Raw genomic sequence first — 26,595 nt, 5'->3', positions numbered from 1 at the left:
CGGGTCAAGGATAGAATCGAGCGGAGGATGGTATGGGAAACGCTGTTGCGGCAACGCGGTTTGATCAGTCGGTATCGGTAGAAACACCCCTCAAGCCACACAACACAATTACCAATCTGCACGCTGCGAAGAAGAAGGTGCTGTTCGTGAGCCCGGAGCTCGCCGACCTGATCAAGGTGGGCGGCCTGGGTGATGTCTCAGCGTCACTGCCAAGGGCGATGAACGCGGATCACGATGTACGCGTGCTGATTCCCGGCTATCGCCAGGTCATGGAAAGCGGCCACGCCATCCGCGATGTCGGCAGCGTGCCGGGCCATGCTGCGCTGCCGCCGGCACGCATCGGCTGCATGACCCTTCCCGATGGGCTGGTCGTTTACGTACTGATGTGCCCCGAGCTGTATGACCGCGACGGCACCCCGTACGGCGACAGCCAGGGCCGCGACTGGCAGGACAACCACATTCGCTTCGCCCGCCTGGGCTTGGCGGCCGCCGAGATAGCCGCTGGCACCGCGTGCCTGAGCTGGTGCCCCGAAGTGGTCCACGCCAATGACTGGCCAGCCGCGCTGACGCCGGCCTACATGAGCTGGCGCGGGCAGACCACGCCAACCGTGTTCACCATTCACAACCTCGCCTACCAGGGCCTGTGCAGCCTGGAATGCAGCCCGGAACTGGGCCTGCCCTCCTCGGCTTGCGGTCATCAGGGCATGGAGTTCTATGGTCGCCTGTCCTTCCTCAAGGCTGGCCTGGTGTATTCCGACCATGTGACCACCGTGAGCGAGAACTACGCGCGCGAAATCACCACCACCGAGTTCGGCTGTGGCCTGGAAGGCATGCTGCAGTTCAAGGTGCAGCTCAATCAGCTCAGCGGCATTCCCAACGGCATCGACGACAGCTGGGATTCGCTCAACGACCCGCATCTGGTACAGGGTTTCGAAGCCCACGACTGGGAAGGCAAGCGCGCCAATACCCGTCACGTCGAGCAAATGTTCGGCCTCGAGCAAAGCGATGGCCCGCTGTTCGCCGTGGTCTCGCGCCTGGTGCAGCAGAAAGGCATCGACATGACCCTGGAGATAGCTGACGCCATCGTCGCCGAAGGCGGTCGCATCGCGATCATCGGCCGTGGCGAGGAGCATCTCGAAGAAGCGGTTCGCGAGCTGGCCCGTCGTCACCCCGGCAAGGTTGGCGCCAACGTCGGCTTCAACGAGGCCGATGCACGCTGCATGTTCGCCGGCAGCGACTTCCTGCTGATGCCCTCGCGCTTCGAGCCCTGCGGCCTCAGCCAGATGTACGCCCAGCGCTTCGGCTCGCTGCCGATTGCCCGTGCCACAGGTGGCCTGGCTGACACCATCGAGGATGGCGTCAGCGGTTTCCTGTTCCAAGAACCAACCAGCGAGAGCTACCTAGCCGCAGTACGCCGCGCCATGGCGGTGTTCCGCAATAGGGAACTGCTTAACGCCATGCGCGCTCACGCCATGGCATCGCCGCTGTATTGGAAGCAGTCGGTGGAGCCCTATGCGGCGCTCTATCGCAAGTTGCTGGCTGCACAGAGATCAGGTGGGAAATTGGTGTGATGCAAGAAGCAAAACGACGACACGGCGCCTGGCCAGACGACAACGGCCACACCCAGTTTTCACTGTGGGCGCCGGACGCCAAAAGCGTGGCAGTACAACTGCAAGACCAGACTCAGCATGAAATGACAGCCGGCGAAAACGGCTGGTTCACCACCACCCTGCCGGCGCCCGCCGGCACGGATTACCACTACCTGATCGACGGCCACCTGCCCGTGCCAGACCCCGCTTCACGCTGGCAGGCCGGCGATGTGCACGGCCCCAGCCGCGTCATCGACCCAAAGTCCTACCCGTGGCGCAGCAACGATTGGCAAGGCCGCCCCTGGCAGGAAACGGTGCTCTATGAAGTGCATGTGGGCACGCTGGGCGGCTACGCGGCAGCCGCAGACAAACTGCCGGCGTTGGCCGAGTTGGGTATCACAGCCATCGAACTGATGCCGCTGGGCGAATTTCCCGGTGGCCGCAACTGGGGTTACGACGGCGTGCTGCCCTTCGCTCCGGACTCCTCCTACGGCACGCCAGACCAGCTGCGTAGCCTGATCGACCGCGCTCATGAGCTAGGCCTGATGGTCTTCGTCGACGTGGTGTACAACCACTTCGGCCCGGACGGCAATTACCTGGGCCAGTACGCGGGCGACTTCTTCCGCGAAGACGTGCACACGCCCTGGGGCCCGGCCATCGATTTTCGTCGCCGCCAGGTGCGTGACTACTTTATCGACAACGCCCTGATGTGGGTGCAGGACTACCGCATCGACGGCCTGCGCTTCGATGCGGTACACGCCATCGGCGAGCGCGATTTCCTGACTGAAATGGCCGAACGCCTGCACGCTTCGATCCCCTCCTCGCGCCATCTGCATCTGGTGCTGGAAAACGAGCACAACGACGCCGAGTTGCTGCAACAAGGCTTCATCGCCCAATGGAACGACGATGGCCACAACGTGCTGCATCATCTGCTGACCGGCGAGCATGAAGGCTATTACGCCGATTTCGCCGACGATGCCACAGGCAAGCTGGCGCGTTGCCTGCGCGAAGGTTTCATCTATCAGGGTGAAACCACCCGCCATGGCACCGCACGCGGCAGCAGCAGCGGCCACCTGCCACCGAGCGCCTTCGTGCTATTCCTGCAGAACCACGACCAGGTCGGCAACCGCGCTGTCGGTGAACGCCTGCGCACGCTGGCCGATGACGATGCGCTGAAGAGCGCCACTGCCCTGCTGCTGCTCAGCCCGATGATTCCGCTGTTGTTCATGGGCGAGGAATGGGGCAGCGAGCAGCCCTTCCAGTTCTTCACCTCGCACAACGACGAGCTCGGTGAAGCGGTGCGCAAGGGCCGCCAGAAAGAATTCAAGGACTTCTCCAAGTTCTCCGGCCAGGCGATCCCTGCGCCGAATGACGCGAGCACCTTCGAGACCTCGATGCCCGACTACCACAACCGCAACACGGCAGATGGCAAAGCCTGGCTGGCGTTCTATCGCGAGCTGTTGAGCCTGCGCCACCGGCACATCGTGCCGCGCCTGCAAGGCAGCAAAGCACTGCATAGCGAGGTGCTGGGCGAAGCGGCCGTGGCGGCGAGCTGGCAGCTGGGTGATGGGCAAAGGCTGCACATCGCCCTCAACCTGGGCAGCGAGGAGCTCACCGCCGCAGCGCCAGCGCGTGCACAACCGCTGTTCAGCTACCGCGCCAGCGGCGATCAGTTGCCGGCACGCAGCGTTCGAGTTCTGCTGGAGGGCGCAGCATGAGCGATGCACGCCTTGCCGAGCTGAGCAAAGCCGCGGGGCTGAGCGTCGACTGGATCGACGCCGACGGCAACGCGCAATCGGTCAAACCCGAACACCAGCGCCGCCTGCTCGAGGCCCTTGGCTACCCGGCCGCGGACGATGAGCAGATCGAAGCCAGCCTGGCACGCCTGCAACATCAGCATGACACCCTGGCCCTTGGCCCACTGGTCACTCTGGACCAGCAGCAGGCCCTGGATCTGACCCGCTACTTCCCGCCGGGCACGCCGTTCGAGATCCAGCTGGAACAGGGCGAACGCCTGGAAGGCCGCCTGGATGACAGTGGCCGACTGCCGGTGATCGGCACCACCGGCTACCACCAGCTGCGCATCGATGGCGGCGCAGTGACCCTCGCCGTGGCGCCATCCGCCTGCCCGAGCGTGGCGCAACTGGCTGGCCGTGCCGATGCCAAGATCTGGGGGCTGAGCGCCCAGCTGTATTCGCTGCGCCGCCCGGGCGACGGCGGTCTGGGCGATACCCAGGCCCTCGAATCCTTGGTGCGCAGCGCTGCTGCACGGGGCGCCGATGCCCTGGCAGTCAGCCCGATGCACGCCATGTTCAGCGCCAACCTGCACACCTACAGCCCCTACTCGCCATCCAGCCGCCTGTTCTTCAACGTGCTGCATGCCGCACCGGCCAGCGTGCTCGGTGAGGCGGCCGTGCAGCAGGCAATTCGCACTTGCGGCCTGAGCGAGGAACTGGAGCGCCTGGAAGGCCTGGAGCTGATTGACTGGCCGGGCGTTACCAGTGCGCGGATGCAGATTTTGCGTCAGTTGCATGCCGACTTCGCCGCCAGCCTTCACCCGCTACGCGCTGATTTCGAGGCGTTCCGCCAGGCCGGCGGCGATGCTCTGCGCCAGCACTGCCGCTTCGAGGCACTGCGTGGCTTCATGGATCTCAACGGTCTGCCGGTCGATTGGCGCGCTTGGCCGGAACAGTACCGCGACCCGAACAGCGAGGGCGTCGAACAATTTTGCGAAGGCCACGGGCACGAGATCGAATTCCACGCCTTCGCCCAGTGGCTGATTGCCCGCTGCCTGCATGGCGCCCAGAGCGCCGCCCGCGATGCCGGCATGGCGGTCGGGCTGATCGCCGACCTGGCGGTGGGCGCCGATGCGTCCGGCAGCCAGGCCTGGGGCCGGCAGGCTGAACTGCTGCAGTCGGTCAGCGTCGGCGCGCCGCCGGACATCCTCAATCGCTCCGGGCAGAACTGGGGCGTCTCGGCGTTCTCACCACAAGGGCTACAACAAAACGGTTTTCGCGCCTACATCGAAATGCTGCGCGCCAACCTGGCCCACGCCGGCGGTATGCGCATCGACCACGTGATGACCATGCGTCGCCTCTGGGTGATTCCCGAGGGCGCGGACTCCTCTGCCGGCGCCTACCTCAACTATCCGTCCCAGGATCTGCTGCGTCTGTTGTGCCTGGAGGCAGAGCGCCACCGTGCACTGATCATCGGCGAAGACCTGGGCACGGTACCCGACGGCCTGCGCGAGGAGCTCGCTGCGCGCAACATCCTCGGTATGCGCGTGCTGCTGTTCGAGCAGAGCAACGGCCATTTCCACGCTCCTGCCCACTGGCCGCGCGACGCCCTGGCTACCACCACGACTCACGATTTGCCGAGCATTCGCGGCTGGCTCACCTCCCGCGACATTTATTGGCGCCAGGCTGCGGGCCACCGCAGCGACGCCTACACGGATCAGGATCATCAATTGCGCGCCCAAGAAACCCGAGCACTGCACCAGGCCCTACATGAGCATGGCCACGCGACCGCTGAACAGATGGATGACGGCCAGCAACTGGACGCCAGCATCGCCTTTATCGGCAGCACGCCCGCGCCGCTGGTTCTGCTGCCCCTGGAAGACGCCATGGCTGCCAGCGAGCAGCCGAATCTGCCCGGCCCAGGCGACGAACACCCCAACTGGCGCCGCCGCTGGGCCGAGAATGCCGACAGCATGCCCGATGCACCAACCGTAGCCCATCGCCTACAGCGCCTGCAGTGGGCGCGCAATCTGGTCGAGGGCATCGGCCATGACTGAGTTACGTGCCAGCGTTCGCCTGCAGTTTCACAAGGGTTTCACCCTCGATGATGCCGTGCCCCTGGTCGACTATTTCGCGCGCCTGGGCATCAGCCATATCTACGCCTCGCCGCTGCTCACTGCACGGCCGGGTTCGATGCACGGCTATGACGTGGTCGACCCGACCCGCGTCAACCCGGAGTTGGGCGGCGAAGCGGCCCTGCAGCGCTTGGTCAAGACCCTGCGCGGCAAAGGCATGGGGCTGATCCTAGATATCGTTTCCAACCACATGGCGGTCGGCGGCGATGCCAACCCCTGGTGGCTGGACGTGCTCGAATGGGGCGCCAGCAGCGCCCACGCGAAGTTCTTCGACATTCACTGGCAATCCCATGACCCGCTGCTGCGCGGGCAACTGCTGGTGCCGTTCCTGCGCAGCGATTACGGCGAAGTGCTGGCCGCTGGCGAAATCGAGCTGCACTTCGATGCCAAGCGCGGCCTGTTCTACGCCAGGCATTACGACCATCGTTTCCCGATCAACCCGCCGACCTATGGCGACATCCTGCAGCACAGCGGCCACCCGGAACTGCAAGCCCTCGGCAAGCGTTTCGCGGCCCTGGACGACAGCGCCGATGGCCAGCGCCAGGCCGCCGCGCTGTTCCGTGAACTGGTGGCCCTGGCCAGCAAGGCCGGGCATGCCATCGACCGCGCGCTGAACAGCTTGCGTCCCGTTGACGGGCAGAATTTCGAGGCGCTGCATCAACTGCTCGAACGCCAGCACTATCGCCTGGCCAGCTGGCGCACCGCGGCAGACGACATCAACTGGCGGCGCTTCTTCGACATCAACGAACTGGGCGGCCTCAAGGTCGAGCGCCACGACGTGTTCGAAGCGACCCACGCGAAGACTTTCGAGCTGATCGAAAATGGCCTGGTCGATGGCTTGCGTATCGACCACGTCGATGGTCTGGCCAACCCACGCGCCTATTGCCGCAAGCTGCGGCGCCGCGTCGAACGCTTGTTGGCCAAACGCCCTGCCGAGCTGCAGGGCAGCCGCTTTCCGATTTACGTCGAGAAGATTCTCGGCGAAGGCGAACAGCTTGCCCGCGACTGGGGCGTGGACGGCACCACCGGCTACGAGTTCATGAACCAGGTGTCGCTGCTGCAGCATGCGCCTGACGGTGAGCCGGTGCTGGCGCAGCTGTGGAGCGAATCCAGTGGTCGTGGCGCGGACTTCATGGCTGAAGTACGCGAGGCGCGCCAACTGGTGCTGACCACCTCCCTGGCCGGCGATCTGGAGGCCCTGGCTCAAGGCCTGCTGCTGGTCGCCCGTGACGATATCGCCACCCGCGACCTGACCCTGGGCGCCATTCGCCGCGCGCTGCTGGAGCTGATCACCCATTTCTCGGTGTACCGCACCTATGTGTCGGCCGCCGGGCGTAGCGCCAATGATCAGGCAGTGTTCGATCAGGCGCTGGAAGGCGCGCGCACCACGCTCGCCGAAGGCGATTGGCCGCTGCTCGAACACCTCGACAGCTGGCTCGGTGGCCAGGCGCTGTCCGAACTGCCGCCGAGCTCGCAGCGCAAGCGCCGGGCGAAGATGATCGAGCGCTTTCAGCAACTCACCTCTCCGGCTGCCGCCAAGGCCGTGGAAGACACCGCCTGCTACCGCAGCGCGGTGCTGCTGTCGCGCAACGATGTGGGCTTCGACCCGCAACAATTCAGTGCACCAGTGGAGGCCTTCCATGACGGTTGCCTGGAACGGGCCCGGCACTTCCCAGCCAACCTGCTGACCACCGCCACCCACGACCATAAACGCGGCGAAGACACCCGCGCCCGCCTGGCGGTACTCAGCGAGCGTGCCGAGTGGTTCACCGAGCGCTGCCAGCACTGGCGCGAGATGGCCGCACCGCTGCGTGAAGAACTCGACGACGGCCTGGCACCTTCGCCGGGTGACGAGCTGATGCTGCTGCAGATCCTGCTGGCCTGCTGGCCGCTGGACCTGCAAACCGATGACGCCGATGGCCTGCACAGCCTTACCGAACGCCTGACTGCCTGGCAGGAAAAGGCCGTACGCGAAGCCAAGCTGCGCAGCACTTGGAGCAACCCTAACGAGCGCTACGAGCAGGCCTGCAGAAATTACCTTCACACCTTGCTGGGCAGCGATCAGGGCGCCGCGTTGCGCGACGAGATTCGCAGCGCCGCCATGGAAATCGCGCCCGCTGGCGCCCTCAACAGCCTGGCGCAGAGTCTATTGCGTATGTGCGTGCCGGGCGTGCCCGATCTGTATCAGGGTTGCGAGTTCTGGGACTTTTCCCTGGTCGACCCGGACAACCGCCGGCCGGTGGATTACGCCGCTCGCGGGCAGGCTCTGGCAGATGCCGAGCCGCTCGGCCAAGCGCTGGAACACTGGCACGATGGCCAGGTGAAACAGACTTTGATCGCCGCCACCTTGCAAGCCCGCAAGGCCCATCAGCAGCTGTTCGCGAGAGGCGACTACCAGCCGCTCGAGGTTCAGGGTGAACACGCCGAGCGAGTCGTCGCCTTCATGCGCAGCCTCGGCAATCAATACGCGCTAATCGTCGTGCCGCGCCTGACAGCTGCACTGCTCGGCGACAGCACCACGCCACTGATCCGCGCCGAGCAATGGGGCGACACCCGTATCGCCCTGCCCGTCGCGCTGGCCGACAAGGCCCTGCACAGCGCCTTCGATTCCACTGCCCCGTTCGCCCATAGCGGTCACCTCGCGCTGCGCGATGTGCTGCGTGACACCCCCGTCAATTTGCTGATCGCCCATAGCCCATCTCAGGAGTCACAACCATGAGCGCCAAAAAAGAAGACCGCATCCGTGAGTTCGCCTACCAGATCTGGGAATCCGAAGGGAAACCCAATGGCCAGGCCAAACGCCACTGGGAAATGGCCACCAAACTCGTCGAAGCCGAGCAAAGCCCGGACAAAGCCGCGCCCAAACGCGTGAGCAAGCCCAAGCCCACCGCTGGTGAAGCCGCACCTGCGGCACCGATCAAACCGCGCGCCAGCAAGGCAGCGCCAGAGGCTGAAGCCGAAAAACCTGCCCTGCTCAAACCCGCCAAGGCACCTGCCAAGGCCAAGCCCAGCACTACCCCCAAGCCTGCCGCCAAAAAGCCCAAGGCCTGATACCAGGAGCCATCCAGAATGAGTCAACAACGCTCGCGTATAACCGAAGGTCAGCCCTTTCCGTTGGGGTCGACCTGGGATGGTTTGGGCGTCAACTTTGCGCTCTTCTCGGCTCACGCCACCAAGGTCGAGCTATGCATCTTCGATCCCGATGGTCTGGAAGAGATCGAGCGCATCGAATTGCCGGAGTACACCGACGAGATCTGGCACGGCTATCTGCCCGATGCACACCCGGGGCTGATCTACGGCTACCGCGTGTACGGCCCCTACGAGCCGGAAGCCGGTCACCGTTTCAACCCCAACAAGCTGCTGATCGATCCCTACGCCAAGCAACTGGTCGGTGAGCTGAAGTGGTCCGAAGCGTTGTTCGGCTACGAGATCGGCCATCCCGATGGCGACCTCAGCTTCGACGAGCGTGACAGCGCCCCCTTCGTGCCCAAGTGCAAGGTCATCGACCCGGCTTATACCTGGGGCAAGCACCGCAGCCACCGCGTCGACTGGGACAAGACGGTGTTCTACGAAGCCCACCTGCGCGGCCTGACCATGCGTCATCCGTCGGTGGCCGAGGACAAGCGCGGCACGTTCGCCGGGCTGATGAACGCCGACGTGATCAAGCACATCCGCAAACTGGGTGTCTCGTCGGTCGAGTTGCTGCCCATCCATGCCTTCGTCAACGACCAGCACCTGCTGGAAAAGGGCATGAACAACTACTGGGGCTACAACAGCATCGGCTTCTTCGCTCCGCACCCGCGCTACCTGGCCAGCGGCCACATCAACGAGTTCAAGGAGATGGCCGCGCACATGCACGATGCCGGCCTCGAGCTGATTCTCGATGTGGTCTACAACCACACCGCCGAAGGTAACGAGCTGGGCCCGACGCTGTCCATGCGCGGCATCGACAATGCCAGCTATTACCGGCTGATGCCCGACGACAAGCGCTACTACATCAACGATTCCGGCACCGGCAATACCCTCGATCTGAGCCACCCCTGCGTGCTGCAGATGGTCACCGACTCGCTGCGCTACTGGGCCACCGAGATGGGCGTGGACGGCTTCCGCTTCGACCTGGCGACCATCCTCGCCCGCCATCACGATGGCTACGACGAGCGCCACAGCTTCCTGGTCGCCTGCCGTCAGGACCCGGTGCTGAGCAAGGTCAAGCTGATCGCCGAGCCCTGGGACTGCGGCCCTGGTGGTTATCAGGTGGGCGGGTTCCCACCGGGCTGGGCGGAGTGGAACGACAAATTCCGCGACAACGTGCGCAGCTTCTGGAAAGGCGACGAAGGCCAGCTGGCCGAACTGGCCAGCCGCCTTACCGCTTCGGGTGATCTGTACAACCAGCGTGGCCGTCGGCCGTTCTCGTCGGTGAACTTCATCACCGCCCACGACGGCTTCACCCTCAATGACCTTGTCTCCTACAACGACAAGCACAACGAGGATAACGACGAGAACAACGGGGACGGCAGCAACAACAACATGTCCTGGAACCATGGCGTCGAAGGCCCGACCGATGACGAGGCCATCAACGACCTGCGTTTCCGCCAGATGCGCAACTTCATGGCCACGCTGGTTCTCGCCCAGGGCACGCCGATGCTGGTGGCCGGTGACGAGTTCGCGCGTACCCAGCACGGCAACAACAACGCCTACTGCCAGGACAGCGAAATCGGCTGGATCAACTGGGACCTCAGCGAGCGCGGCAAGCAGTTGCAGGCCTTCGTCACCCGGGTGATCAAGCTGCGCATGAGCTACCCGATCCTGCGTCGTGGGCGCTTCTTCGTCGGTGCCTACAACGAGGAGCTGGGCGTCAAGGATGTCACCTGGCTGGCACCCAACGGCGAGGAGATGAGCGAGGAAAACTGGCACGATCCCCATGCGCGCTGCATGGGCATGCTGCTCGATGGCCGCGCGCAGCCGACCGGTATCCGCCGCAGCGGCGCCGACGCGACGCTGCTGATGGTGGTCAACTCGCACCATGACGTGGTCAATTTCCGCCTGCCGGAAGTCGCCCAGGGCAGCCACTGGACGTGCATGCTCGACACCAACCGCATCGACGAGCCGGAAGAAGACGAAACCTTCCAGTTCGGTGACGAGTTCACCGTCACCCATCGTTCGCTGGTGCTGTTCGAGCTGCAGAAGGACAACGTGGCATGACCGGGAGCGGCACCCATCTGCTGGAGCGCCTTGGCGCCCTGCTGGACGAGTGGCCGCACCCGCCCCCGCATTACCCCGTGGCCCTCGTGCGCAACCTGCAATGGTTGTGCAACGAGGGCCTCGACAAATTACCCCCACCCGGCGGTGGCCAGACCCTGCAACGTTGGCAGGCGCTGGCCACGGTCGCCGCACAGGACCTGAGCCTGTGCAAACTCTATGAAGGCCACACCGACGCCCTGGCGATCCTCGAGCACTACGCTGCACAAGTGCCGGCGCAGACGACCTGGGGCATGTGGGCCGCCGAGCCACCCCACGCGCGGGTGACGCTGGACGCCGCGCAGCGCGACGGCAGCGTGCGCCTGCACGGCCGCAAGGCCTGGTGCTCGGGCGCCACGCTGCTCAGCCACGGCCTGCTCACCGCCTGGAACGAGCGCGGCGAACAGCAGCTGGTGGCCGTGGCCCTGCAACAACCCGGCGTGCAGGTCACCGAGGACGGCTGGCAGGCCGTGGGCATGGCAGCCACCCAGAGTGTCGAGATCCTGTTCGATGATGCCACCGGCCTGCCCGTTGGCCCGGCCAATGGCTACCTTGCCAGGCCCGGCTTCTGGCAAGGCGGCGCGGGGATCGCCGCATGCTGGTACGGTGCAGCGAGCCGCCTCGGTGAAGCACTGCGCAGCCATTGCACCGAGCGCGACGAGCCCCACGCCCTCGCCCACCTTGGCCAGGTGGATTGCGCCCTCACCGCAGCCGCCAGCGCCCTGCAGGGCTGCGCCGCGTGGATCGACGCCAACCCCGGAGCCGACGCCGAACTGCCGGTGCGCCGCGTGCGCGCCATCGTCGAGAGCAGCGCCAGCGCGGTGATCGAGCATGTCGGCCGCGCCCTTGGCGCCGCCCCCTACTGCCGTGATGCTGGCTTGGCCAGGCTGTTGGCCGATCTGCCGGTGTTCCTGCGCCAGAGCCATGCCGAACGTGACTTGGCGGCCCTCGGCAGTCTCGCGGCACACCAACTACAAGAGAGCTGGAAGCTATGAACACCAACCCGATCCAGGGCCAGGGTACCTCGCCGCGGGCATGGAAGACCTCCCGACGCCTGGCTCAGGTGGCCGATATCCACTGCACACAGCTGGTGCCCGAAGGCTGCCGCGCGGTGATCATCGCCCCACATCCGGACGATGAAATTCTCGGCACTGGCGGCCTGCTGCAGCTGCTGGCCCAGGCGCAGCGGCAGATCCTGCTGATCTCGGTAACCGACGGCGCGGCCAGTCACCCTGGCTCCACTTACTGGACGCCACAAAGGCTGAGCATCTTGCGCCCGCAGGAAAGCGCCGACGCCCTCAAGCGCCTAGGCCTGCCAATCACCAGGGTGCAATGGGTGCACGGCGGCTTTCCCGATACCGGCGTTGCCGCTGCCGAAGCAGAGCTGCGCGAATTTCTGAAAACCTATCTGCAACCCACCGACGTAGTGTTCACCACCTGGCGCGAAGACGGCCACGCCGACCACGAAGCGGTTGGCCGTGCCTCGCTCAGAGCAGCCCTGGAATGCGGCGCCCGCGCTCACGAAATACCGATCTGGGCTTGGCATTGGGCGAGCCCCGAAGATCCGCGTATCCCCTGGGAGCGTGCCCGCAAGCTGCAACTCGACAAATGGGCACTAGCCCGCAAGCGCCACGCCATCCAGGCCTTTGCCAGCCAACTCTACGAGGACCCCGACACCGGTCACGCACCGGTGCTTTCCAGCACGGCGGTGGAACGCCTGCAGCAGCCGTTCGAGGTGGTGTTTCTATGAGCGTTGCCGACAATTACTTCGAGAAACTCTACAAGGGCAGCGAAGATCCCTGGTCGTTTCGCGAGCGCTGGTACGAGCAGCGCAAGCGCAACCTGACCCTCGCCGCCCTGCCACGCAGCCACTACGGCAGCATCTTCGAACCAGGCTGCGCCAATGGCGAACTCAGTGCGCGCCTGGCCGAGCGCTGCACCACTCTGCTGTGCAGCGACACCTCGGCGATCGCCCTGGAGCTGGCACGCAATCGCCTGGCGCACCGCAGCAACGTGCGCCTGCTGCAGACCCGCCTGCCGGAGCAATGGCCGGCCGGACGCTTCGACCTGATCGTACTCAGCGAGCTGTGCTACTACCTCGATGCACAGGATCTGGATCGCGTCATCGACTGTGCCCGGGCCGCCCTCAACACCGGCGGCAACCTGCTGGCGTGCCACTGGCGCTGGCCGATCGATGAATGCCCGTTGAGCGGTGATGAAGTGCATCAGCGCCTGCACGAACGCCTCGGTCTGCCGCGCCTGTTACGCCATGAGGACGCCGACCTGCTGCTCGAAGTTTGGGGCACCGAGGCCACCTCCGTGGCGCAGCGCGAGGGCCTGGCGCCAGAGACTGCGCAGGAGCCTTTAACTTGATTGGCATCGTGATTCCCGCCCACAACGAAGAGCAGAACCTGGATGCCTGCCTCACCGCCCTGCTCGACGCCGCCGCACACCCGCAGCTCAGCGTGCCGGTACGCATCCTGGTGGTGCTCGATAGCTGCGATGATGGCTCGGCCAGTGTGGTCGCCAACTATCCGGTTCACAGCCTGGCGCTGCAGGTGCGCAATGTCGGTCGTGCGCGTGCGGCTGGTGTGGCCTGGCAGCTGGCCAGAGGCGCCACCTGGCTCGCCTGCTCGGATGCCGACAGCCAGGTCGCCCCGGACTGGCTGCTGCGCCAGCGCCAACTCGGCGCCGACATGGTCTGCGGCATCGTCGAAGTCGCCGACTGGGGCGCTCTCGATGAAGACGTGCAAAACCGCTACCTGAGCGCCTACCAGGATCGTGACGGCCATCGGCACATCCACGGCGCCAACCTGTCGTTTAGCGCCGATGCCTACCGCCGCGCTGGCGGTTTTCAGGACATCGTCGTCGACGAAGACGTACAGCTGGTGGCCGCCTTCGAGCGCGCCGGCGCCTCAATTGCCTGGAGCTCCTTGCCCCGGGTTTATACCAGCGCCCGCCTGGATTGCCGCGCCCGCGGCGGCTTCGGCGATTATCTGCGCTCGCTGCTCTGAACGCGCCGCGCCAGCGGCAAAAACCTTGAACCGCCTCCTCGCCGCTCCAGTCGGAAATTTAACGACGCCCACGCGCCTATTGCGATTGCGCCAGGGCAACTCGCTCAACCACTTCGAGCAGCGCCAGGAGGAAGAAATGAAAGTCAGCGATCTGATGCTTCCCGGCGTGCAGACCGTCACGCCGAGCCAGGCCATTCATGACGCGCAGGCCTTGGTAGCAGACGGCGGTTACCCTGCGCAGCCAGGCGAGTATGACGAGCTGCTAGAGCTGCTCACCGAGCACGGCACCTGCACAGACGGCGTGCCAAACGCCGAGCTGGTCAGTGGCGTGATCGGCGGCGTCTTCGCCAATGAAGACGGCCCGTACAGCGCGCGCAACAAGGCTGGCGAGCACTTATGAACAGTGTGCAAACGCGAGACAGTGACGCGAGCGCGCAACTGCGCATTGGCCGTTCGGCCCATGGTGCCTTTCGATGAAACATATCCATATCGGCATTTCCGGCTGGCGCTATGCGCCCTGGCGCGGCGACTTCTACCCCGACGGGCTGAAGCAGCGCGAGGAACTGGCGTTCGCCTCGCGGGCAGTGAGCAGCATCGAGATCAATGGCTCGTTCTACGCCCTGCAAACGCCCGAGCGTTACGCCGGCTGGGCCGTCGAGACGCCGGACGATTTCTGTTTCGCGGTCAAGGCACCGCGCTATATCACCCATATCCGCCGCCTGGATAACGTAGCCACGCCAATTGCCAATTTCTTCGCCTCAGGGCCGCTGCAGTTGGGCGACAAGCTCGGGCCGATCCTCTGGCAATTTCCGCCGAGCATGGCCTTCGACGAGCAGCGCTTCGCCGACTTTCTCGACTTGCTGCCGAAGGACACCGAGCAGACCCTGCGCAGCGCGAAGAAAGCCGATCGTCTACAGGACGGCAGCCTGGAAGTACGCAATCACCAGAAGCTGCGCCATGCCGTGGAAATCCGCCACGACAGCTTTCGTGATCCGGCCTTTATCAAGTTGCTGCGCAAGCACAAGGTCGCCTTGGTGTTCGCCGACAGCGCCAGCAAATGGCCGTACGCCGAGGACCTTACCGCCGACTTCGTGTACCTGCGCCTGCACGGCAACAAGAGGCTCTACGAAAGCGGTTACGACGCGGACGCCATCGACCACTGGCATCAGCGCATCGCCACATGGAGCCGTGGTCAGCAGCCCGGCGACGCGCAGCTGATCGACAGCCACAAGCCGCGCGCCAGAAAGTCGCGCGATGTGTACTGCTACTTCGATAACGACCTCAAGGTGCGTGCGCCCTACGACGCGTACGCGCTTCTACAGAAGTTCGACCTGGCCAGGGAGCTGCCCAACGCGCCCGGCCGATCGCCAGGAGCAAGCCTATGACCACCCATCAACCGGCACCGACGGAGCTGGCCAGCGCGGTACATACGCTGAAGATTCTCACGGTCAACACCCACAAGGGTTTCACCGCCCTCAACCGGCGTTTCATCCTGCCGGAGCTGCGCGATGCGGTGCGTACGCTGTCGGCTGACATGGTGTTTCTGCAGGAGGTACATGGCACCCACGAGCACCATGCTAAGCGCTACGAGAATTGGCCGCCGACCCCGCAATATGAATTTCTCGCCGACAGCATGTGGCCGCAGTTCGCCTACGGACGCAACGCCGTGTACCCCCATGGCGACCACGGCAACGCGCTGCTCTCCAAATTCCCGATCCTGCGCCACGAGAACCTGGATGTTTCGATCGGTACCCAGGAGCAACGTGGCCTGCTGCACACGGTGCTCGACGTGCCGGGCCACGCCGAGGTGCATGCCATCTGCGTGCACCTGGGACTGCGTGAGGTTCATCGCAAACAGCAGCTCGGTCTGCTCTGCAGGGTCATCGACCGCCTGCCGCCCGATGCCCCGGTGATCGTCGCCGGCGATTTCAATGACTGGCGCCAGCGCGCCGATGGCCTGCTGGCCGCCAGCGGCCTCAAGGAGGCGTTCGTCAGCGAATACGGCAAGCCGGCCAAGAGCTTTCCGGCGCGCTGGCCACTGCTCTGCCTGGATCGCATCTACGTGCGCAACGCGACCACTCAAAACCCGCAGGTGCTCTCGACCCGCCCCTGGTCGCACCTGTCGGATCATGCACCGTTGGCTGTGGAGATACGGCTATGAAGTACGACTGGCGTGATGGCAACCAGGTCGATTTGCTGATCAACGGCGAGGAGTTCTACCCCGCCGTGTTCGAATCCATCCGCAACGCCAAGCAGGAAGTGCTGCTGGAAACCTTCATCATCTTCGAAGACAAGGTCGGCATGGAGCTGCAGCAGGCGCTGATCGCCGCTGCCCGCAATGGCGCCAGCGTGGAAATCACCGTGGACGGCTACGGCACCGCGGACCTGTCCCTCGAATACATTGCTGCGCTCACCGCTGCCGGTGTTCGCGTACACATGTTTGACCCCGGCAAGCGCCTGCTCGGCATGCGCACCAACCTGTTCCGCCGCCTGCATCGCAAGATCGTGGTGATCGACAGCGAAGTCGCCTACATCGGCGGCATCAACTTCGGCGCCGACCACCTCGGCGACTACGGCCCGATGGCCAAGCAGGACTACGCCGTGCGCGTACGCGGCCCGATCGTCGCCGATGTGCACACCGCCGCCGAACGCCTGCTGGAGGCGCGCGATGACCGTGAGGTGGCCAAGCGTCGGGTCAACCAGCCGGGCCAGCACCGGCATGCCGGCAACAGCCGCCTGCTGATGACCATCCGCGACAACGGTGACGACACCAACACCATTGAACAGCATTACCTGGACGCCATTCGCAACGCCCAGCATCGGCTGATCGTCGCCAACGCCTATTTCTTCCCCGGCTACCGCCTGCTGCGCGAACTGCGCAACGCCGCCCGCCGTGGCGTGAAGGTGACGCTGATCCTCCAGGGCCAGCCGGACATGCCGCTGGTGCGCCTGTGCTCGCGGCTGACCTACAACTACCTGCTGCGCGACGGCGTGACCATCTACGAGTACTGCCAGCGGCCGCTGCACGGCAAGGTCGCCCTGGCCGACCACGAGTGGTGCACCGTGGGTTCGAGCAACCTCGACCCACTGAGCCTGTCGCTCAACCTGGAAGGCAACGTGATCATCCGCGATGCGGCCCTCAACCGCCGTCTGTACGAACATCTTTCCGAGCTGGCCGCGTCGAGCTGCAAGTCGGTGCCGCTCAAGCGGGTGATGCGCGGCTACTGGTGGCGCGCGCCGCTGATCTTCCTGTGCTTCCACTTCCTGCGCCATTTCCCGGCCATCGCGGGCTGGTTTCCAGCCCACTCACCGCGGCTCAAGCTGCTCAAGCCCGATATCGAAGCGCCGCAGTGCGGCACCTTGCAGGTCGACCAGGAGAAAGTTTCGTGAGCAACCCCGACGACAAACAGGGCAAACCGGCCTGGCGCTGGGCTAAGCGCCTACTGACCCTGTGCTTTTTCATCCTGGTGCCGGCGCTGTTGTTCATGCTGGTCAAGAACCTCGACTGGCAGGAGGTCAGCCAGGCGCTGCGCAGCTACAGCCCCACCATCCTGCTCGCCGCCGTCGGTGTGACGGTGCTGAGCTACGCGGTGTATTCGAGCTTCGACCTGATCGGCCGCGCCTACACCCAGCACGGGCTGCCTACCCGGCAGGTGCTGCCGCTGACTTTCGTGTGCTACGCCTTCACCCTCAACCTGAGTTCCTGGGTGGGCGGCGTGGCGCTGCGCTATCGGCTGTATTCGCGCCTGGGGCTGAAGGTCTCGACCATCACCCGGGTGCTGAGCATGAGTCTGATCACCAACTGGCTGGGCTACATCCTGCTGGCTGGCGTGCTGTTCACCTTCGGCCTGCTGAAGCTACCGGAGGGCTGGGCGATCGGTGCCACGGGCCTGCGCATCATCGGTCTGCTGCTGCTGGCCATCGGCCTCAGCTACCTGCTGGCCTGTCAGTTCTCCAAGCGCCGCAGCTGGACCATTCGTGGCCACGAGCTGACCTTGCCCGCCCTGCCCATGGCCTTGCTGCAAGCAGGGCTCGGCGCCCTGAACTGGTCACTGATGGCGCTGATCATCTACCTGTTGCTGCCCGAGGAAGCCTTCTACCCGACCATTCTCGGCATCCTGATGATCAGCAGCATCGCCGGGGTTATCACTCATATTCCGGCAGGCCTCGGCGTCATCGAAGCGGTGTTCATCGCCATGCTGCAGCACGAGATGTCCAAGGGCAGCATAGTCGCCGCGCTGATCGGCTACCGGGCGATCTACTTCCTGCTGCCCCTGGCGGTGGCCTGCGTGGTGTATCTGGTACTGGAAAAACGCGCGAAGAAGTTGCGCCAGAACAGCAATCAGCAGGACGCCAACGAGGCAACCGATCCGGCCTGACGGTCATTACGGAACGCGGCCCCTGTCCTGGCAATGCTTGACCCCGGTCAAGGGCCGCGCTGACGAGCGCGCTAGCCTGAGCCCTGTAGCTCAGGAGTGCGGCAACGGCGCCGCGCGAACCCAACACACCAGCGAAATGCTTGGTGATGACTGGTATCTGCATGGCGACTGGGGCATCGAGCCGCCGGATGCGCAGCAAAAACCCAAGCAGCGCAAGGTTTAACGCCCAGTCAGTGGCAGCAATGCGGCAATCAGCTCTGGCGAGGCGCGGTAGAGCGGCACATGCCCCCGTAGAAGCACCTGAGCCGTTCGCCGATAGGCTGCGCTGCTGATCTCCAGCTTGCCGTCACGCTCACGCGCCACCACGGTGGTGGCGAGGATGCCGGCCGGGTTTTCGATGGCCACCTCGATATCGGCGAATTCACCTGACGGCGCGGCAATTCCGGTCGCAACCTGCCAAGCCACTGAGCCTGGGATCAGTGCTGCGGCAGCTAGGCAGCAACCGCCAGAAACGGCCATCGAGGCATGTACCGATTGCGGTGTGAAGTAGCGCACCGCGAGATTCCCCTCGCCTTGCGGCGCGCCAACGATGCACACCTTCGGCTGGGTTTCGCTGCGTGCCAGTTCATCAACGGTCATCAGTTCGCCGTCGCGGCGGCGCAATCCCATGCGCAGGCCCGCCTCGACCCACACAAGGCGCAAGTCCGCCATGAACGCCGTATCGTTTTGCAGCTCATCCAAAGGCTCATGGGCGGTCTTGCCGAAGTCGCTGGCCAGGGCGATGACCATCGGCACGGCCACATCGACACAGGACACAGTACGGCCATCAACCTGCTCGACCACCTGCCCGGTCGGCAGCAATTGCCCGGTCTTGGCGCCCACGGGCTCATGCAGGAACAGATCGACGGCCGGAAATTCACCGTTCACTCCAGGGATAGACGCGCAGGCCAGCGCGCCGTCGGCTACACGCCCGATACGCCCGGTGCTGATCACCCCGGTATTGGTATTGCGGATGCTGAGGTCGCAGGTTTCGCCGGGCGCGGCGGTTGCCAGGCCGACATCCAGCGCCCACAGCGGCAGCGCGCTGGAGAGGTTGCCGCAGTTCACGCTCCAGTCGACCGCCGCATGGTCGCCCGCCAGTTGCGCCAGGGTACTGACCAAGCGCTCACCGTCGCGGGTGGTTTCCCAGTCGGCGAAAAACACTTTGTTGCTGGTCGGCGCGCCTCGCCCCAACCCAGTGATCTGCCGGTTACCAGGCTGCGAGCCCGTCAGCGGCACGCCCATCAGGTGGCGCAGCAGCTCTTCACGCAATACCGTGTCGGCCGGCGCGAACGGCTCCCAGATCACCAGCCCGGTCGAGGTGCCGCCGCGCACATGGTGCACTGGAAACTCGATCAGACCATCACGCACACGGGGCCGGAATTCGGCAGACTGCAGCAGGTGCATGGGCATGTCCTCGTACTTGGGTGGGCGGCTATCTTAAAACCTGTTCACGATCCTTGCTTAGTCGCCAGATGGGAACCCGAATCCGTATGACCCGCAGCAGCAATGCAAAAGCAGACATCCAGCGACTCGTGGGAGCGGCTTTAGCCGCGAGCTCTTTGGCCCTGCATATAAAGTTCGAGGCTAAAGCCTCTCCCACAAAAGCGCTGTTTACCGGCCCCATGCCACGCTGCTGCCATCGCATGTGATACCTCGTCGAAAGCACTCGAGCGGGCCCTTAACCGTGCAGGTTCCACGCACCACGCAAAGCCTGCAGCGCCTCGCCGATGATCCTTTCCGGCACAGCCGCGAAACCGAGTACCAGCCCGGCGCGTTCGTCCGGCACCGTGTCACCGTCAGGTAGCCACTGCACGCTCAGCGGGTTGATCTCCACACCTACCGCCGCAGCGCTGGCAATCAGCTCACGCTCGCGCTTCAGGCTATCGCAGCGCACGCTCAGGTGTAGGCCCGCATGCACCGGCGGCAGTGGCGCGCAGCCAGGCAAATGGGCTGGCCAGCCTGCCAACAGCACATCTCGGCGAGCGCGAGCGGCATTGCGCATGCGGCGGATATGCCGCTGAAAATGCCCGGCGGCGATGAATTCGGCCATCACGACTTGGGTGCCGATTTCGGAATGGCGCATGTCCACCGCACGGCGCCGGGCAAAGTTCTGCGCGAGCCGCGGCGGCAACACCAGATAACCAAGACGCAGCGCCGGAAAGGCGATCTTGCCAAAGGTGCCGACGTAGAGCACACGCTGGCAGCGGTCCAGCGCGGCAAGCGGTGCCAGGGGTGTGCCGCTGTAGCGGTACTCGCCGTCGTAATCGTCCTCGATGATCCACGCATCGTTGCGCTCGGCCCAGTCGAGCAAGGCCAGGCGCCTGGGCAGCGACAGCGTTACGCCGGTCGGGTACTGGTGCGAAGGCGTAAGGTAGGCCAGCCGGCACACCTCGCCCCGCTCCAGCGCCGCGACATCCATGCCATCGGCGTCGATTGCTATGCCACGCAAGCGCGCCCCGGCGACCCGGAACGCATGGGCGGCGGCTCGGTAACCCGGGTCTTCGATGGCCACCGCGTCGCCGGGCTCGATCAGCAATTGCGCGCACAGACTGATCGCCTGCTGAGCGCCGCAGGTGACCACGATCTGCGACGGATCGCACTGCAACCCTCGGCTACTGCGCAAGTAAGCGGCGATCAGCTCGCGCAGCTGCGGGTCACCCGCCGGGTCGCCATAACCGAGCCGCGCCGGCGACGGCTTGCGCCAGAACTTGGCCGACAGCCGCGCCCAGGTCTCGAATGGAAACAGATCGAAGGCCGGCACGCCGACCCGAAATGCCCGTGGCGGCCCGGGCAATGGCGCGGGCAGGCAGTTCGCTTCGAGCAGCTGCATCAGCGCGTTAGCCACAACGGCTGGCGCCTCAATGACTGCGGGCGGCGCTACCGCTGCAATGTCGGCCACATAGGTGCCATCGCCGACCCGCCCCTGCACGTAGCCTTCCGCGTAAAGCTGATCCAGCGCGCGGTTCACGGTATTGCGCGAGATGCTCAGGCGCTCGGCCAATTGCCGGCTGGCGGTCAAGCGAGTGCCGCCTGGCAAGCGCCCATCGAGGATGCGTTCGCGCAATGCCTCATAAAGCTGGCGGGCCAAGCCCTGCCCTGGCTGCAGACGCAGCCCCGACAAATCGACCGGCAACGGTGCTGAAGATGCCATGAATTGGCCTCATGAAATTCACTGATAATGGATCTTACAACAGACCAATAGCAGTTCTAGCATAGGCGCATCCACTGATTGGAACGCCCCATGTACGTACCCGCCGCCTTCCGCCAGAACGACCTTTCTGCCTTACAAGAGGAGATTACCGATTGCCGCCTGGCGACCCTGATCAGCAGTGGCGAGAGCGGCCTGCAAGCCAGCCACCTGCCCTTGCTACTGCGCGCCGACGAAGGCCAGTACGGCACGCTGTACGGGCATCTGGCGCGGGCTAATCCGCACGCGCAGGTGCTGGCCAAAGGCGGCGAAGCGCTGGTGATATTCCATACCACCGATGCCTACATCAGCCCGTCCTGGTACCCGGCCAAGGCCGAGCACGGCAAGGTGGTGCCGACCTGGAATTACATCGCTGTGCATGCTTACGGGCGCGCTGAGGTGTTCGACGATGCCGAGCGCCTGCTGATTCTGCTCCGCGAGCTGACCGACCGCCATGAGAGACCTCGGCCGCAGCCCTGGGCGCTCGACGATGCACCGCGTGACTACATCGACGGCATGCTGCGCGCCATTGTTGGTTTCGCCCTACCCATCGAGCGCCTGGAAGGCAAATGGAAACTCGGCCAGAACCGCAGCGATGCTGATCAGGCCGGCGTAAAGAGTGGCCTCGATGTCAGCACTGATCCTCGCGACCGCGCCCTGGCGCGGCGCATGACTGATCGATAACAGGAGACCGATTCATGGAAATACGCGCCGTAACCGCTGACGATCACGCAGCCTGGTGGCCACTCTGGCAGGGCTACCAGCGCTTCTACGCCACGGAAATCCCGGAGGCTACCAGTGCACGGACCTGGCAGCATTTTCTCGCCGCTGACGAGCCGATGTATGCGGCTCTCGCCTGCCAGGACGGCCGTGCCATTGGCATGGTGCACTGGATATTCCATCGCTCCTGCTGGACGGATGGCGACTACTGCTACCTGCAAGATCTGTTCGTTGACGAAAGCATTCGTGGCAGCGGCGCCGGGCGCGGGCTGATCGAACACGTCTACGCTCAGGCCAGGCTTGCCGGCGCTTCGCGGGTGCACTGGCTGACCCACGAGAGCAACACCACCGCCATGCAGCTGTACGACCGCATCGCCGAGCGCCCCGGCCTCGTGCAATACCGCAAGAAGTTGTGATCAGGAGCCCGACCATGACAAACACCCTGCTCGACTGGAAACCCGTATCACCGCCACCTCGCGCGCCCATTGATGGTCGCTATGTTGGTTTGCAGCCGCTGGCTGTGACGCTCCACGGCGATGATCTGTGGCACGCCCTGCAAGGCCCGGATAGCGATTCGGCGCTCTGGGATTACCTGCCATATGGCCCCTTTACCGAACGCAGTACGTTCGATAGCTGGCTGCAGGACAAGCAAAGCAGCAGCGACCCGCTGTTCTTCACGGTGATCGACAAGGCCACAGAGCGGGCCGTGGGGTTGCTCAGCTTCCTGCGCATCGCACCGGCCGACGGCTGTATCGAAATCGGCCATATTGCTTTTGGCGGCGCCATGCAGCGCTCGCCGGCCTCCACCGAAGCGATCTGGCTATTGATGAGCCTGGCCATGGACGATCTCGGCAATCGCCGCCTGGAATGGAAATGCAATGCGCGCAACGCACGGTCGATGCGTGCCGCCGAGCGCCTTGGCTTCATGCAGGAAGGCCTGTTCCGCCAGCACGCGGTGATCAAAGGCCAAAACCGAGACACTGCCTGGTTCTCGATCATCGACAGCGAATGGCCGCAGTGCCGGGATGCCCTGCAGCGCTGGCTGTCGCCGGAGAATTTCGATGCACAGGGCAAGCAGCGGCAGCGCCTGGAAGAGCTGCGCGAAACTCGTCAGTAGGCTCGCTTTAAAGCGGTGCTCCCAGCCAGGCGGAAGCCAGCAGACCGGTAGGATGGGTGCAACCCATCAACGCCAGATGGGTTTCACCTACGCGGCCCGATCCATCCTACGAGCTATTTCGCGCGCATGGCGCGCTCCCACACAGGGTCACCTTTGCTACTGCCCTGGCAGTAACCTGCACGATCCACCCCTTAAAGCGGTGCGCCGAGCCAGGCCGACGCCAGCAGCAGCACGGCCATGGCCTGATTGAAACGGGTCATGGCGCGCGCCGAGCTGAACAGCCGTGCGGCGCCGCGGCCGAGCAGCGCCCAGCAGCCCAGACATGGCAGCGAGATGGCCAGGAAGATCGCCGCCAACAACGCCACCCGCATGGCCTGTCCAGGGCCGGGGGTGGCGAATACGCTGACCACCGCTAGGGCCATCATCCAGGTTTTCGGGTTGACCAGTTGCAACGCCGCCCCTGCCAAAAGACCCACCCGCCGCTCCTGTGTCGGCACCGCTGAATCATCAAGCGCCGCAGCCGGGCCCGTGAAAATCCGTACCGCCAGATAGCTCAACCACAACACGCCAAACCAGGCCATCGCCCATTGCAAGCGCGGGTGCTGCTGTAGTAATTCGCCCAAGCCGAGGCCGACCGCCGCCACGATGGCCGCCGCGCCCACACAGGCGCCGATCACCAGCGGCAAAGTCGCTGCCACGCCATAGCGGGCGCTGCTGCCGAGCACCAGCACATTGGTCGGCCCGGGCGTGATGGAGGCGACGAAAGCAAACAGCATAAAGGGCAACAACTGACTCATGGACAGGCTCCAGACAAAGCGAGCGCTGATGATGAAGCTGCCGGGCTCAGGCGTCTGGAAGGTTTGAGCAGCGACGCTGGTAATGGGCAGGCGTCATCCCATAAGCGCGGCGAAACCAGCGGCCTAGGTGGCTCTGATCGGCGAAGCCGAGCACCGCCGCTACCTGCACAGGCGGCTCGCCACGGGCCAACAGATGCCGGGCCCGCGCCAAGCGCAGTTGCACCAGATAGGCATGGGGCGCCAGGCCGAAGGCAGCCTTGAAGGCGCGGCTCAGACGAAAACGATCGACGCCGCAGACAGCGGCCAGGTCGTCGAGGCCGATATCGCGGCTGTGCTGATCATGCAGAAAATCCCGTGCCCGTTGCGCAACCAGCGGCAAGCGCGGGTCAAGGTTCAGGCGACGACGCCAGTGCAAGTGTTCGGTCAGACGCGTCAGCAAAGCATCGAGCGAGGCCTGCCTGACCATGCGTATCTCCTGGCGATGCAGCGCGCCGAAGGCGCCGGCCACGGCTGCCAAAAGCGTCGGCTCGCTGGCCAGGGTGGTGCTGAAACCGGGCAGGCAGTCGGCCGGCGCCTGCTCGAACAGGCTACGCAACTCGCGCTCCAGCCACTGGCTATCCAGGTAGAGCATCGAGTAAGTAAAGCCTTCCGGCTCCGGTGCGTGGCCGTCATGCAGCTCGCCAGGTTCGAGCAAGAACACCTGGCCCGCCAGGCTGCTGTTCAATTGCTTGCGGCAATGGAACTGCTGCACACCCTGCTCGGTAAAACCGACCAGATAGGCGTCGTGCCAGTGGGGATCGTAGGCGTGCCCGCGAAAATGCGCGCGGATGGTCTCGATGCCGGTGTCTTCGTCCTGGGCCAGGTCGACCCAACTCTGCGCGCTCATGCCTGCTCCAGCGCCATGCTCTGCGGGTCGCCTATGCTACCTGAGCCGTTGCGCAAATTCTGGAAGGTTTGTGCAGCGCTAGCGCGCCCGCGCCATGCAGCGCTGATGGCGCGTATCGACGCGCTCGGCGAACCAGGCCGTGGTCAGCCGGCGCGTGATCTTCGGGCTTTTCAGCACGATGCCGGGTAGAAGCTCACGCGGCACGGGTTTGCCTTCGGCCTCATCGGCCAGAGCGAACACGCGCTCGTAAAGGCGACTCTCCTCGAAATCCAAGGTATCCCCCTGCTCCAGATCCCGGCGAATCGCCCGCTCGCTCATATTCAGGCGCTTGCCCAGCGAACGCACAGCAAGCTCGGTGGAACCCGCCTTGCTGCTGCCATGAATGATCAGGTCGCCATCGAGCGCCAGGGGGATGCCCGAGGCACTGGTGACGGCATTCTGAAACGCCGCGTTGCGGCTGGCGTACCAGCCGGCGTTGAAGTCGGCGAAGCGGTACAGCGGTTTGGGGTAATTGGCCGGGTAACCGAGCAGATGGGCAATGCCGAAATACATGCCGCCACGGCGGCTGAAGACTTCGCGACGAATCGAGCCGTCCGGCGGATACGGATAGCCCTCGGCATTGGCCTGGGCGAAGGCGATGCTGACCTGCATCGGCCCGCCCGTACGCACCGGATTGAGAGTGCCGAACAGCTGGCGGCCGAGCGGCACCATGCCGGTGAAGTCATCGAATATCTCGCTCAGTTGCTTCTCAGTGCGCACGCTGTCGAGGCGCTGCTGATAGGTCTTGCCGGTTGGCGATTCAATGCGCAGCGCCGCATTCACCAGCAGCCGCGGCACATGCAGGCTGGCGGCGCGGCGGTCGATTTCGGCGCGGGCGATCTTGGCCAAGCCCGGCACCTGCGGGTCGGCGGTAAAGGTCGACTCCTGCTCGGTCACCGCCAGCACGGCGCAGATGTTCTCGGTGGTCGGCGCGATTTCCTGGGCGGCGAAGGCAGCATAGATATCAGCGGCCCAGCCTTCACGATCAGGCGTATTCATCGGCATCAGCCGAACGATCTGCGCGCGCACTTCTGCCGGTTTGGGCGCCGGCTCGCGCGGCTGGCTAGCGCAACCAGCCAGTAGCAGGGCCAGCAGCGCAGCGGGTGAACGCAGGAAAAGAGACGGCACCGAGAAGTCCTCAGAATGGGCAGGTTTGAGCCTCTGACAACGCGGGCGCCGCGCCGTCCGCGATTATTTCCTGGGCGTGCCTGCATGCAGCGCTTTTCTGACCGGAAAAAAGGGTTCGAACCGACTAACAAGCGAAGCGGTCAACCTTTCACAACGGCCGGTATTCTCCGGCCTGCGGACGAGGAGCGAGTTGCGCTCCAGGATCGATATGAGCAAGGAGATCCACCCATGGTTACCCATTACAAGATCGACGGTCATCTCGCCTGCGGCACCCATGGCGAGAAACTCGCCTCCAGCAAGGAACTGAACCAGGTCAAATGCCGCAACTGCCGCAACACTGAGGTGTACAAGCAGGCACGTCGTGATACTCGGAATGCCGCACGGCGAGCCTCCCGCAAGGCCAAGGTCGCGCAGCCGCGTACCGACTGGCGCACCTCCTGGCAGCAGCGCCTGACCGATCTGCCAAGCCGCAACCGCCTGCCGCGTGGTTTCGCCGCGCAGCCATACGTTTAAGGTTAAAAGGCTTCTGAACAAAGCCTGAGGTCGTGGACGATGATCCGCGCCTGAACGAAGAAGGGGTGGGCCGAG

General features: G+C 64.6%; 25 protein-coding genes. 20 read left to right on the top strand and 5 right to left on the bottom strand.

Annotated features, from left to right (window positions below; genetic code table 11):
- Window positions 1-32: 32 nt before the first annotated feature.
- From glgA to BUC40_RS09125, 16 genes are all read left to right on the top strand, one after another.
- Complete coding sequence (glgA, locus tag BUC40_RS09200) at window positions 33-1,571, top strand: glycogen synthase GlgA (protein ID WP_073264887.1); 1,539 nt, start codon at window positions 33-35, stop codon at window positions 1,569-1,571.
- Window positions 1,571-3,307 (top strand): malto-oligosyltrehalose trehalohydrolase, encoded by a 1,737-nt coding sequence (gene treZ, locus BUC40_RS09195; RefSeq protein WP_073264885.1) that lies wholly within the window; start codon window positions 1,571-1,573, stop codon window positions 3,305-3,307. Before glgA ends, treZ begins: the two co-directional genes overlap by 1 nt.
- Window positions 3,304-5,382: a 4-alpha-glucanotransferase gene (gene malQ / locus BUC40_RS09190; RefSeq protein WP_073264883.1), complete on the top strand. Its 2,079-nt coding sequence runs from the start codon at window positions 3,304-3,306 to the stop codon at window positions 5,380-5,382. Before treZ ends, malQ begins: the two co-directional genes overlap by 4 nt.
- Entirely contained in the window at window positions 5,375-8,179 is a 2,805-nt protein-coding gene (locus BUC40_RS09185) for a malto-oligosyltrehalose synthase (protein ID WP_073264881.1), read from the top strand. Before malQ ends, BUC40_RS09185 begins: the two co-directional genes overlap by 8 nt.
- On the top strand, window positions 8,176-8,511 hold the full coding sequence (locus BUC40_RS09180) for a DUF2934 domain-containing protein (RefSeq protein ID WP_073264879.1): 336 nt from the start codon (window positions 8,176-8,178) through the stop codon (window positions 8,509-8,511). Before BUC40_RS09185 ends, BUC40_RS09180 begins: the two co-directional genes overlap by 4 nt.
- Before the next feature lie 18 nt (window positions 8,512-8,529).
- Window positions 8,530-10,662, top strand: coding sequence for a glycogen debranching protein GlgX (glgX, locus tag BUC40_RS09175; protein WP_073264877.1), 2,133 nt, complete (start codon window positions 8,530-8,532; stop codon window positions 10,660-10,662).
- On the top strand, window positions 10,659-11,693 hold the full coding sequence (locus tag BUC40_RS09170) for an acyl-CoA dehydrogenase family protein (protein ID WP_139272145.1): 1,035 nt from the start codon (window positions 10,659-10,661) through the stop codon (window positions 11,691-11,693). The genes glgX and BUC40_RS09170 overlap by 4 nt, the downstream gene beginning before the upstream one ends.
- On the top strand, window positions 11,690-12,448 hold the full coding sequence (locus BUC40_RS09165) for a PIG-L deacetylase family protein (RefSeq protein ID WP_073264861.1): 759 nt from the start codon (window positions 11,690-11,692) through the stop codon (window positions 12,446-12,448). Before BUC40_RS09170 ends, BUC40_RS09165 begins: the two co-directional genes overlap by 4 nt.
- A complete protein-coding gene (locus BUC40_RS09160) occupies window positions 12,445-13,071 on the top strand; it encodes a class I SAM-dependent DNA methyltransferase (RefSeq protein WP_073264859.1) in 627 nt (208 codons plus the stop codon). The genes BUC40_RS09165 and BUC40_RS09160 overlap by 4 nt, the downstream gene beginning before the upstream one ends.
- A complete protein-coding gene (locus BUC40_RS09155; RefSeq protein ID WP_073264857.1) occupies window positions 13,068-13,712 on the top strand; it encodes a glycosyltransferase family 2 protein in 645 nt (214 codons plus the stop codon). The genes BUC40_RS09160 and BUC40_RS09155 overlap by 4 nt, the downstream gene beginning before the upstream one ends.
- Window positions 13,713-13,848: 136 nt before the next feature.
- The gene (locus BUC40_RS09150) at window positions 13,849-14,112 is read left to right on the top strand and encodes a hypothetical protein (protein ID WP_139272144.1); all 264 of its coding nucleotides are present in this window, start codon (window positions 13,849-13,851) and stop codon (window positions 14,110-14,112) included.
- Window positions 14,113-14,185: 73 nt separating this feature from the next.
- Complete coding sequence (locus tag BUC40_RS09145) at window positions 14,186-15,097, top strand: DUF72 domain-containing protein (RefSeq protein WP_073264847.1); 912 nt, start codon at window positions 14,186-14,188, stop codon at window positions 15,095-15,097.
- Window positions 15,094-15,873 carry an endonuclease/exonuclease/phosphatase family protein gene (locus tag BUC40_RS09140; protein WP_073264845.1) on the top strand — a complete coding sequence of 260 codons (780 nt, stop codon included), beginning with the start codon at window positions 15,094-15,096 and terminating at the stop codon, window positions 15,871-15,873. The genes BUC40_RS09145 and BUC40_RS09140 overlap by 4 nt, the downstream gene beginning before the upstream one ends.
- Window positions 15,870-17,102, top strand: a complete 1,233-nt coding sequence (gene clsB / locus BUC40_RS09135; protein ID WP_073264843.1) for a cardiolipin synthase ClsB — start codon at window positions 15,870-15,872, stop codon at window positions 17,100-17,102. Before BUC40_RS09140 ends, clsB begins: the two co-directional genes overlap by 4 nt.
- Complete coding sequence (locus BUC40_RS09130) at window positions 17,099-18,091, top strand: lysylphosphatidylglycerol synthase domain-containing protein (RefSeq protein WP_073264841.1); 993 nt, start codon at window positions 17,099-17,101, stop codon at window positions 18,089-18,091. Before clsB ends, BUC40_RS09130 begins: the two co-directional genes overlap by 4 nt.
- A 76-nt stretch (window positions 18,092-18,167) precedes the next feature.
- Entirely contained in the window at window positions 18,168-18,314 is a 147-nt protein-coding gene (locus tag BUC40_RS09125) for a DUF3079 domain-containing protein (protein ID WP_244160626.1), read from the top strand.
- Here BUC40_RS09125 and BUC40_RS09120 read toward each other — a convergent pair.
- Both BUC40_RS09120 and pdxR read right to left on the bottom strand, forming a co-directional pair.
- Window positions 18,311-19,537, bottom strand: a complete 1,227-nt coding sequence (locus tag BUC40_RS09120) for a PrpF domain-containing protein (RefSeq protein ID WP_073264837.1) — start codon at window positions 19,535-19,537, stop codon at window positions 18,311-18,313. The two genes, BUC40_RS09125 and BUC40_RS09120, sit on opposite strands and share 4 nt — an antisense overlap.
- Window positions 19,538-19,811: 274 nt before the next feature.
- Window positions 19,812-21,284 carry a MocR-like pyridoxine biosynthesis transcription factor PdxR gene (gene pdxR, locus BUC40_RS09115; protein ID WP_073264836.1) on the bottom strand — a complete coding sequence of 491 codons (1,473 nt, stop codon included), beginning with the start codon at window positions 21,282-21,284 and terminating at the stop codon, window positions 19,812-19,814.
- 90 nt (window positions 21,285-21,374) lie between these two features.
- Between pdxR and BUC40_RS09110 the strand changes: the two genes are divergently transcribed.
- Genes BUC40_RS09110 through BUC40_RS09100 form a run of 3 tightly spaced genes read left to right on the top strand, consistent with a single transcriptional unit; the run spans window position 21,375 to window position 23,157 of the window.
- A complete protein-coding gene (locus tag BUC40_RS09110; protein ID WP_073264835.1) occupies window positions 21,375-22,004 on the top strand; it encodes an FMN-binding negative transcriptional regulator in 630 nt (209 codons plus the stop codon).
- Window positions 22,005-22,018: 14 nt separating this feature from the next.
- Window positions 22,019-22,456: a GNAT family N-acetyltransferase gene (locus BUC40_RS09105; protein ID WP_073264834.1), complete on the top strand. Its 438-nt coding sequence runs from the start codon at window positions 22,019-22,021 to the stop codon at window positions 22,454-22,456.
- 14 nt (window positions 22,457-22,470) lie between these two features.
- Window positions 22,471-23,157, top strand: coding sequence for a GNAT family N-acetyltransferase (locus BUC40_RS09100; protein ID WP_073264833.1), 687 nt, complete (start codon window positions 22,471-22,473; stop codon window positions 23,155-23,157).
- Window positions 23,158-23,348: 191 nt separating this feature from the next.
- Here BUC40_RS09100 and BUC40_RS09095 read toward each other — a convergent pair whose 3' ends face one another.
- The 3 genes from BUC40_RS09095 to BUC40_RS09085 all read right to left on the bottom strand — a co-directional run bounded on the left by BUC40_RS09095 (window position 23,349) and on the right by BUC40_RS09085 (window position 26,007).
- Window positions 23,349-23,954: a LysE family translocator gene (locus BUC40_RS09095; RefSeq protein ID WP_073264832.1), complete on the bottom strand. Its 606-nt coding sequence runs from the start codon at window positions 23,952-23,954 to the stop codon at window positions 23,349-23,351.
- A gap of 46 nt (window positions 23,955-24,000) precedes the next feature.
- Complete coding sequence (locus BUC40_RS09090; RefSeq protein ID WP_073264831.1) at window positions 24,001-24,840, bottom strand: AraC family transcriptional regulator; 840 nt, start codon at window positions 24,838-24,840, stop codon at window positions 24,001-24,003.
- Window positions 24,841-24,918: 78 nt separating this feature from the next.
- Window positions 24,919-26,007 (bottom strand): DUF1615 domain-containing protein, encoded by a 1,089-nt coding sequence (locus tag BUC40_RS09085; RefSeq protein WP_073264830.1) that lies wholly within the window; start codon window positions 26,005-26,007, stop codon window positions 24,919-24,921.
- 228 nt (window positions 26,008-26,235) lie between these two features.
- Here BUC40_RS09085 and BUC40_RS09080 point away from each other — a divergent pair, with 228 nt between their 5' ends.
- Entirely contained in the window at window positions 26,236-26,520 is a 285-nt protein-coding gene (locus tag BUC40_RS09080; RefSeq protein WP_073264829.1) for a hypothetical protein, read from the top strand.
- Window positions 26,521-26,595 lie beyond the last annotated feature (75 nt).

Origin of the sequence: Phytopseudomonas punonensis (assembly GCF_900142655.1) — a bacterium.
GTDB classification, from domain to species: Bacteria; Pseudomonadota; Gammaproteobacteria; order Pseudomonadales; family Pseudomonadaceae; genus Aquipseudomonas; species Aquipseudomonas punonensis.
Note: the sequence above shows the minus strand (reverse complement) of the source record. Positions and strands in the feature narration are given on the sequence as shown.

Excerpts from the sequence above, each read along its gene's own strand:
- pdxR (WP_073264836.1), bottom strand. The coding sequence starts at position 21,284 with ATGGCATCTTCAGCACCGTTGCCGGTCGATTTGTCGGGGCTGCGTCTG.
- BUC40_RS09090 (WP_073264831.1), bottom strand. The coding sequence starts at position 24,840 with ATGAGCGCGCAGAGTTGGGTCGACCTGGCCCAGGACGAAGACACCGGC.
- treZ (WP_073264885.1), top strand. The coding sequence starts at position 1,571 with ATGCAAGAAGCAAAACGACGACACGGCGCCTGGCCAGACGACAACGGC.
- BUC40_RS09180 (WP_073264879.1), top strand. The coding sequence starts at position 8,176 with ATGAGCGCCAAAAAAGAAGACCGCATCCGTGAGTTCGCCTACCAGATC.
- BUC40_RS09145 (WP_073264847.1), top strand. The coding sequence starts at position 14,186 with ATGAAACATATCCATATCGGCATTTCCGGCTGGCGCTATGCGCCCTGG.
- glgX (WP_073264877.1), top strand. The coding sequence starts at position 8,530 with ATGAGTCAACAACGCTCGCGTATAACCGAAGGTCAGCCCTTTCCGTTG.
- BUC40_RS09165 (WP_073264861.1), top strand. The coding sequence starts at position 11,690 with ATGAACACCAACCCGATCCAGGGCCAGGGTACCTCGCCGCGGGCATGG.
- BUC40_RS09105 (WP_073264834.1), top strand. The coding sequence starts at position 22,019 with ATGGAAATACGCGCCGTAACCGCTGACGATCACGCAGCCTGGTGGCCA.
- BUC40_RS09140 (WP_073264845.1), top strand. The coding sequence starts at position 15,094 with ATGACCACCCATCAACCGGCACCGACGGAGCTGGCCAGCGCGGTACAT.
- BUC40_RS09170 (WP_139272145.1), top strand. The coding sequence starts at position 10,659 with ATGACCGGGAGCGGCACCCATCTGCTGGAGCGCCTTGGCGCCCTGCTG.
- BUC40_RS09110 (WP_073264835.1), top strand. The coding sequence starts at position 21,375 with ATGTACGTACCCGCCGCCTTCCGCCAGAACGACCTTTCTGCCTTACAA.
- malQ (WP_073264883.1), top strand. The coding sequence starts at position 3,304 with ATGAGCGATGCACGCCTTGCCGAGCTGAGCAAAGCCGCGGGGCTGAGC.
- BUC40_RS09100 (WP_073264833.1), top strand. The coding sequence starts at position 22,471 with ATGACAAACACCCTGCTCGACTGGAAACCCGTATCACCGCCACCTCGC.
- clsB (WP_073264843.1), top strand. The coding sequence starts at position 15,870 with ATGAAGTACGACTGGCGTGATGGCAACCAGGTCGATTTGCTGATCAAC.
- BUC40_RS09150 (WP_139272144.1), top strand. The coding sequence starts at position 13,849 with ATGAAAGTCAGCGATCTGATGCTTCCCGGCGTGCAGACCGTCACGCCG.
- BUC40_RS09185 (WP_073264881.1), top strand. The coding sequence starts at position 5,375 with ATGACTGAGTTACGTGCCAGCGTTCGCCTGCAGTTTCACAAGGGTTTC.
- BUC40_RS09095 (WP_073264832.1), bottom strand. The coding sequence starts at position 23,954 with ATGAGTCAGTTGTTGCCCTTTATGCTGTTTGCTTTCGTCGCCTCCATC.
- glgA (WP_073264887.1), top strand. The coding sequence starts at position 33 with ATGGGAAACGCTGTTGCGGCAACGCGGTTTGATCAGTCGGTATCGGTA.
- BUC40_RS09160 (WP_073264859.1), top strand. The coding sequence starts at position 12,445 with ATGAGCGTTGCCGACAATTACTTCGAGAAACTCTACAAGGGCAGCGAA.
- BUC40_RS09080 (WP_073264829.1), top strand. The coding sequence starts at position 26,236 with ATGGTTACCCATTACAAGATCGACGGTCATCTCGCCTGCGGCACCCAT.
- BUC40_RS09120 (WP_073264837.1), bottom strand. The coding sequence starts at position 19,537 with ATGCACCTGCTGCAGTCTGCCGAATTCCGGCCCCGTGTGCGTGATGGT.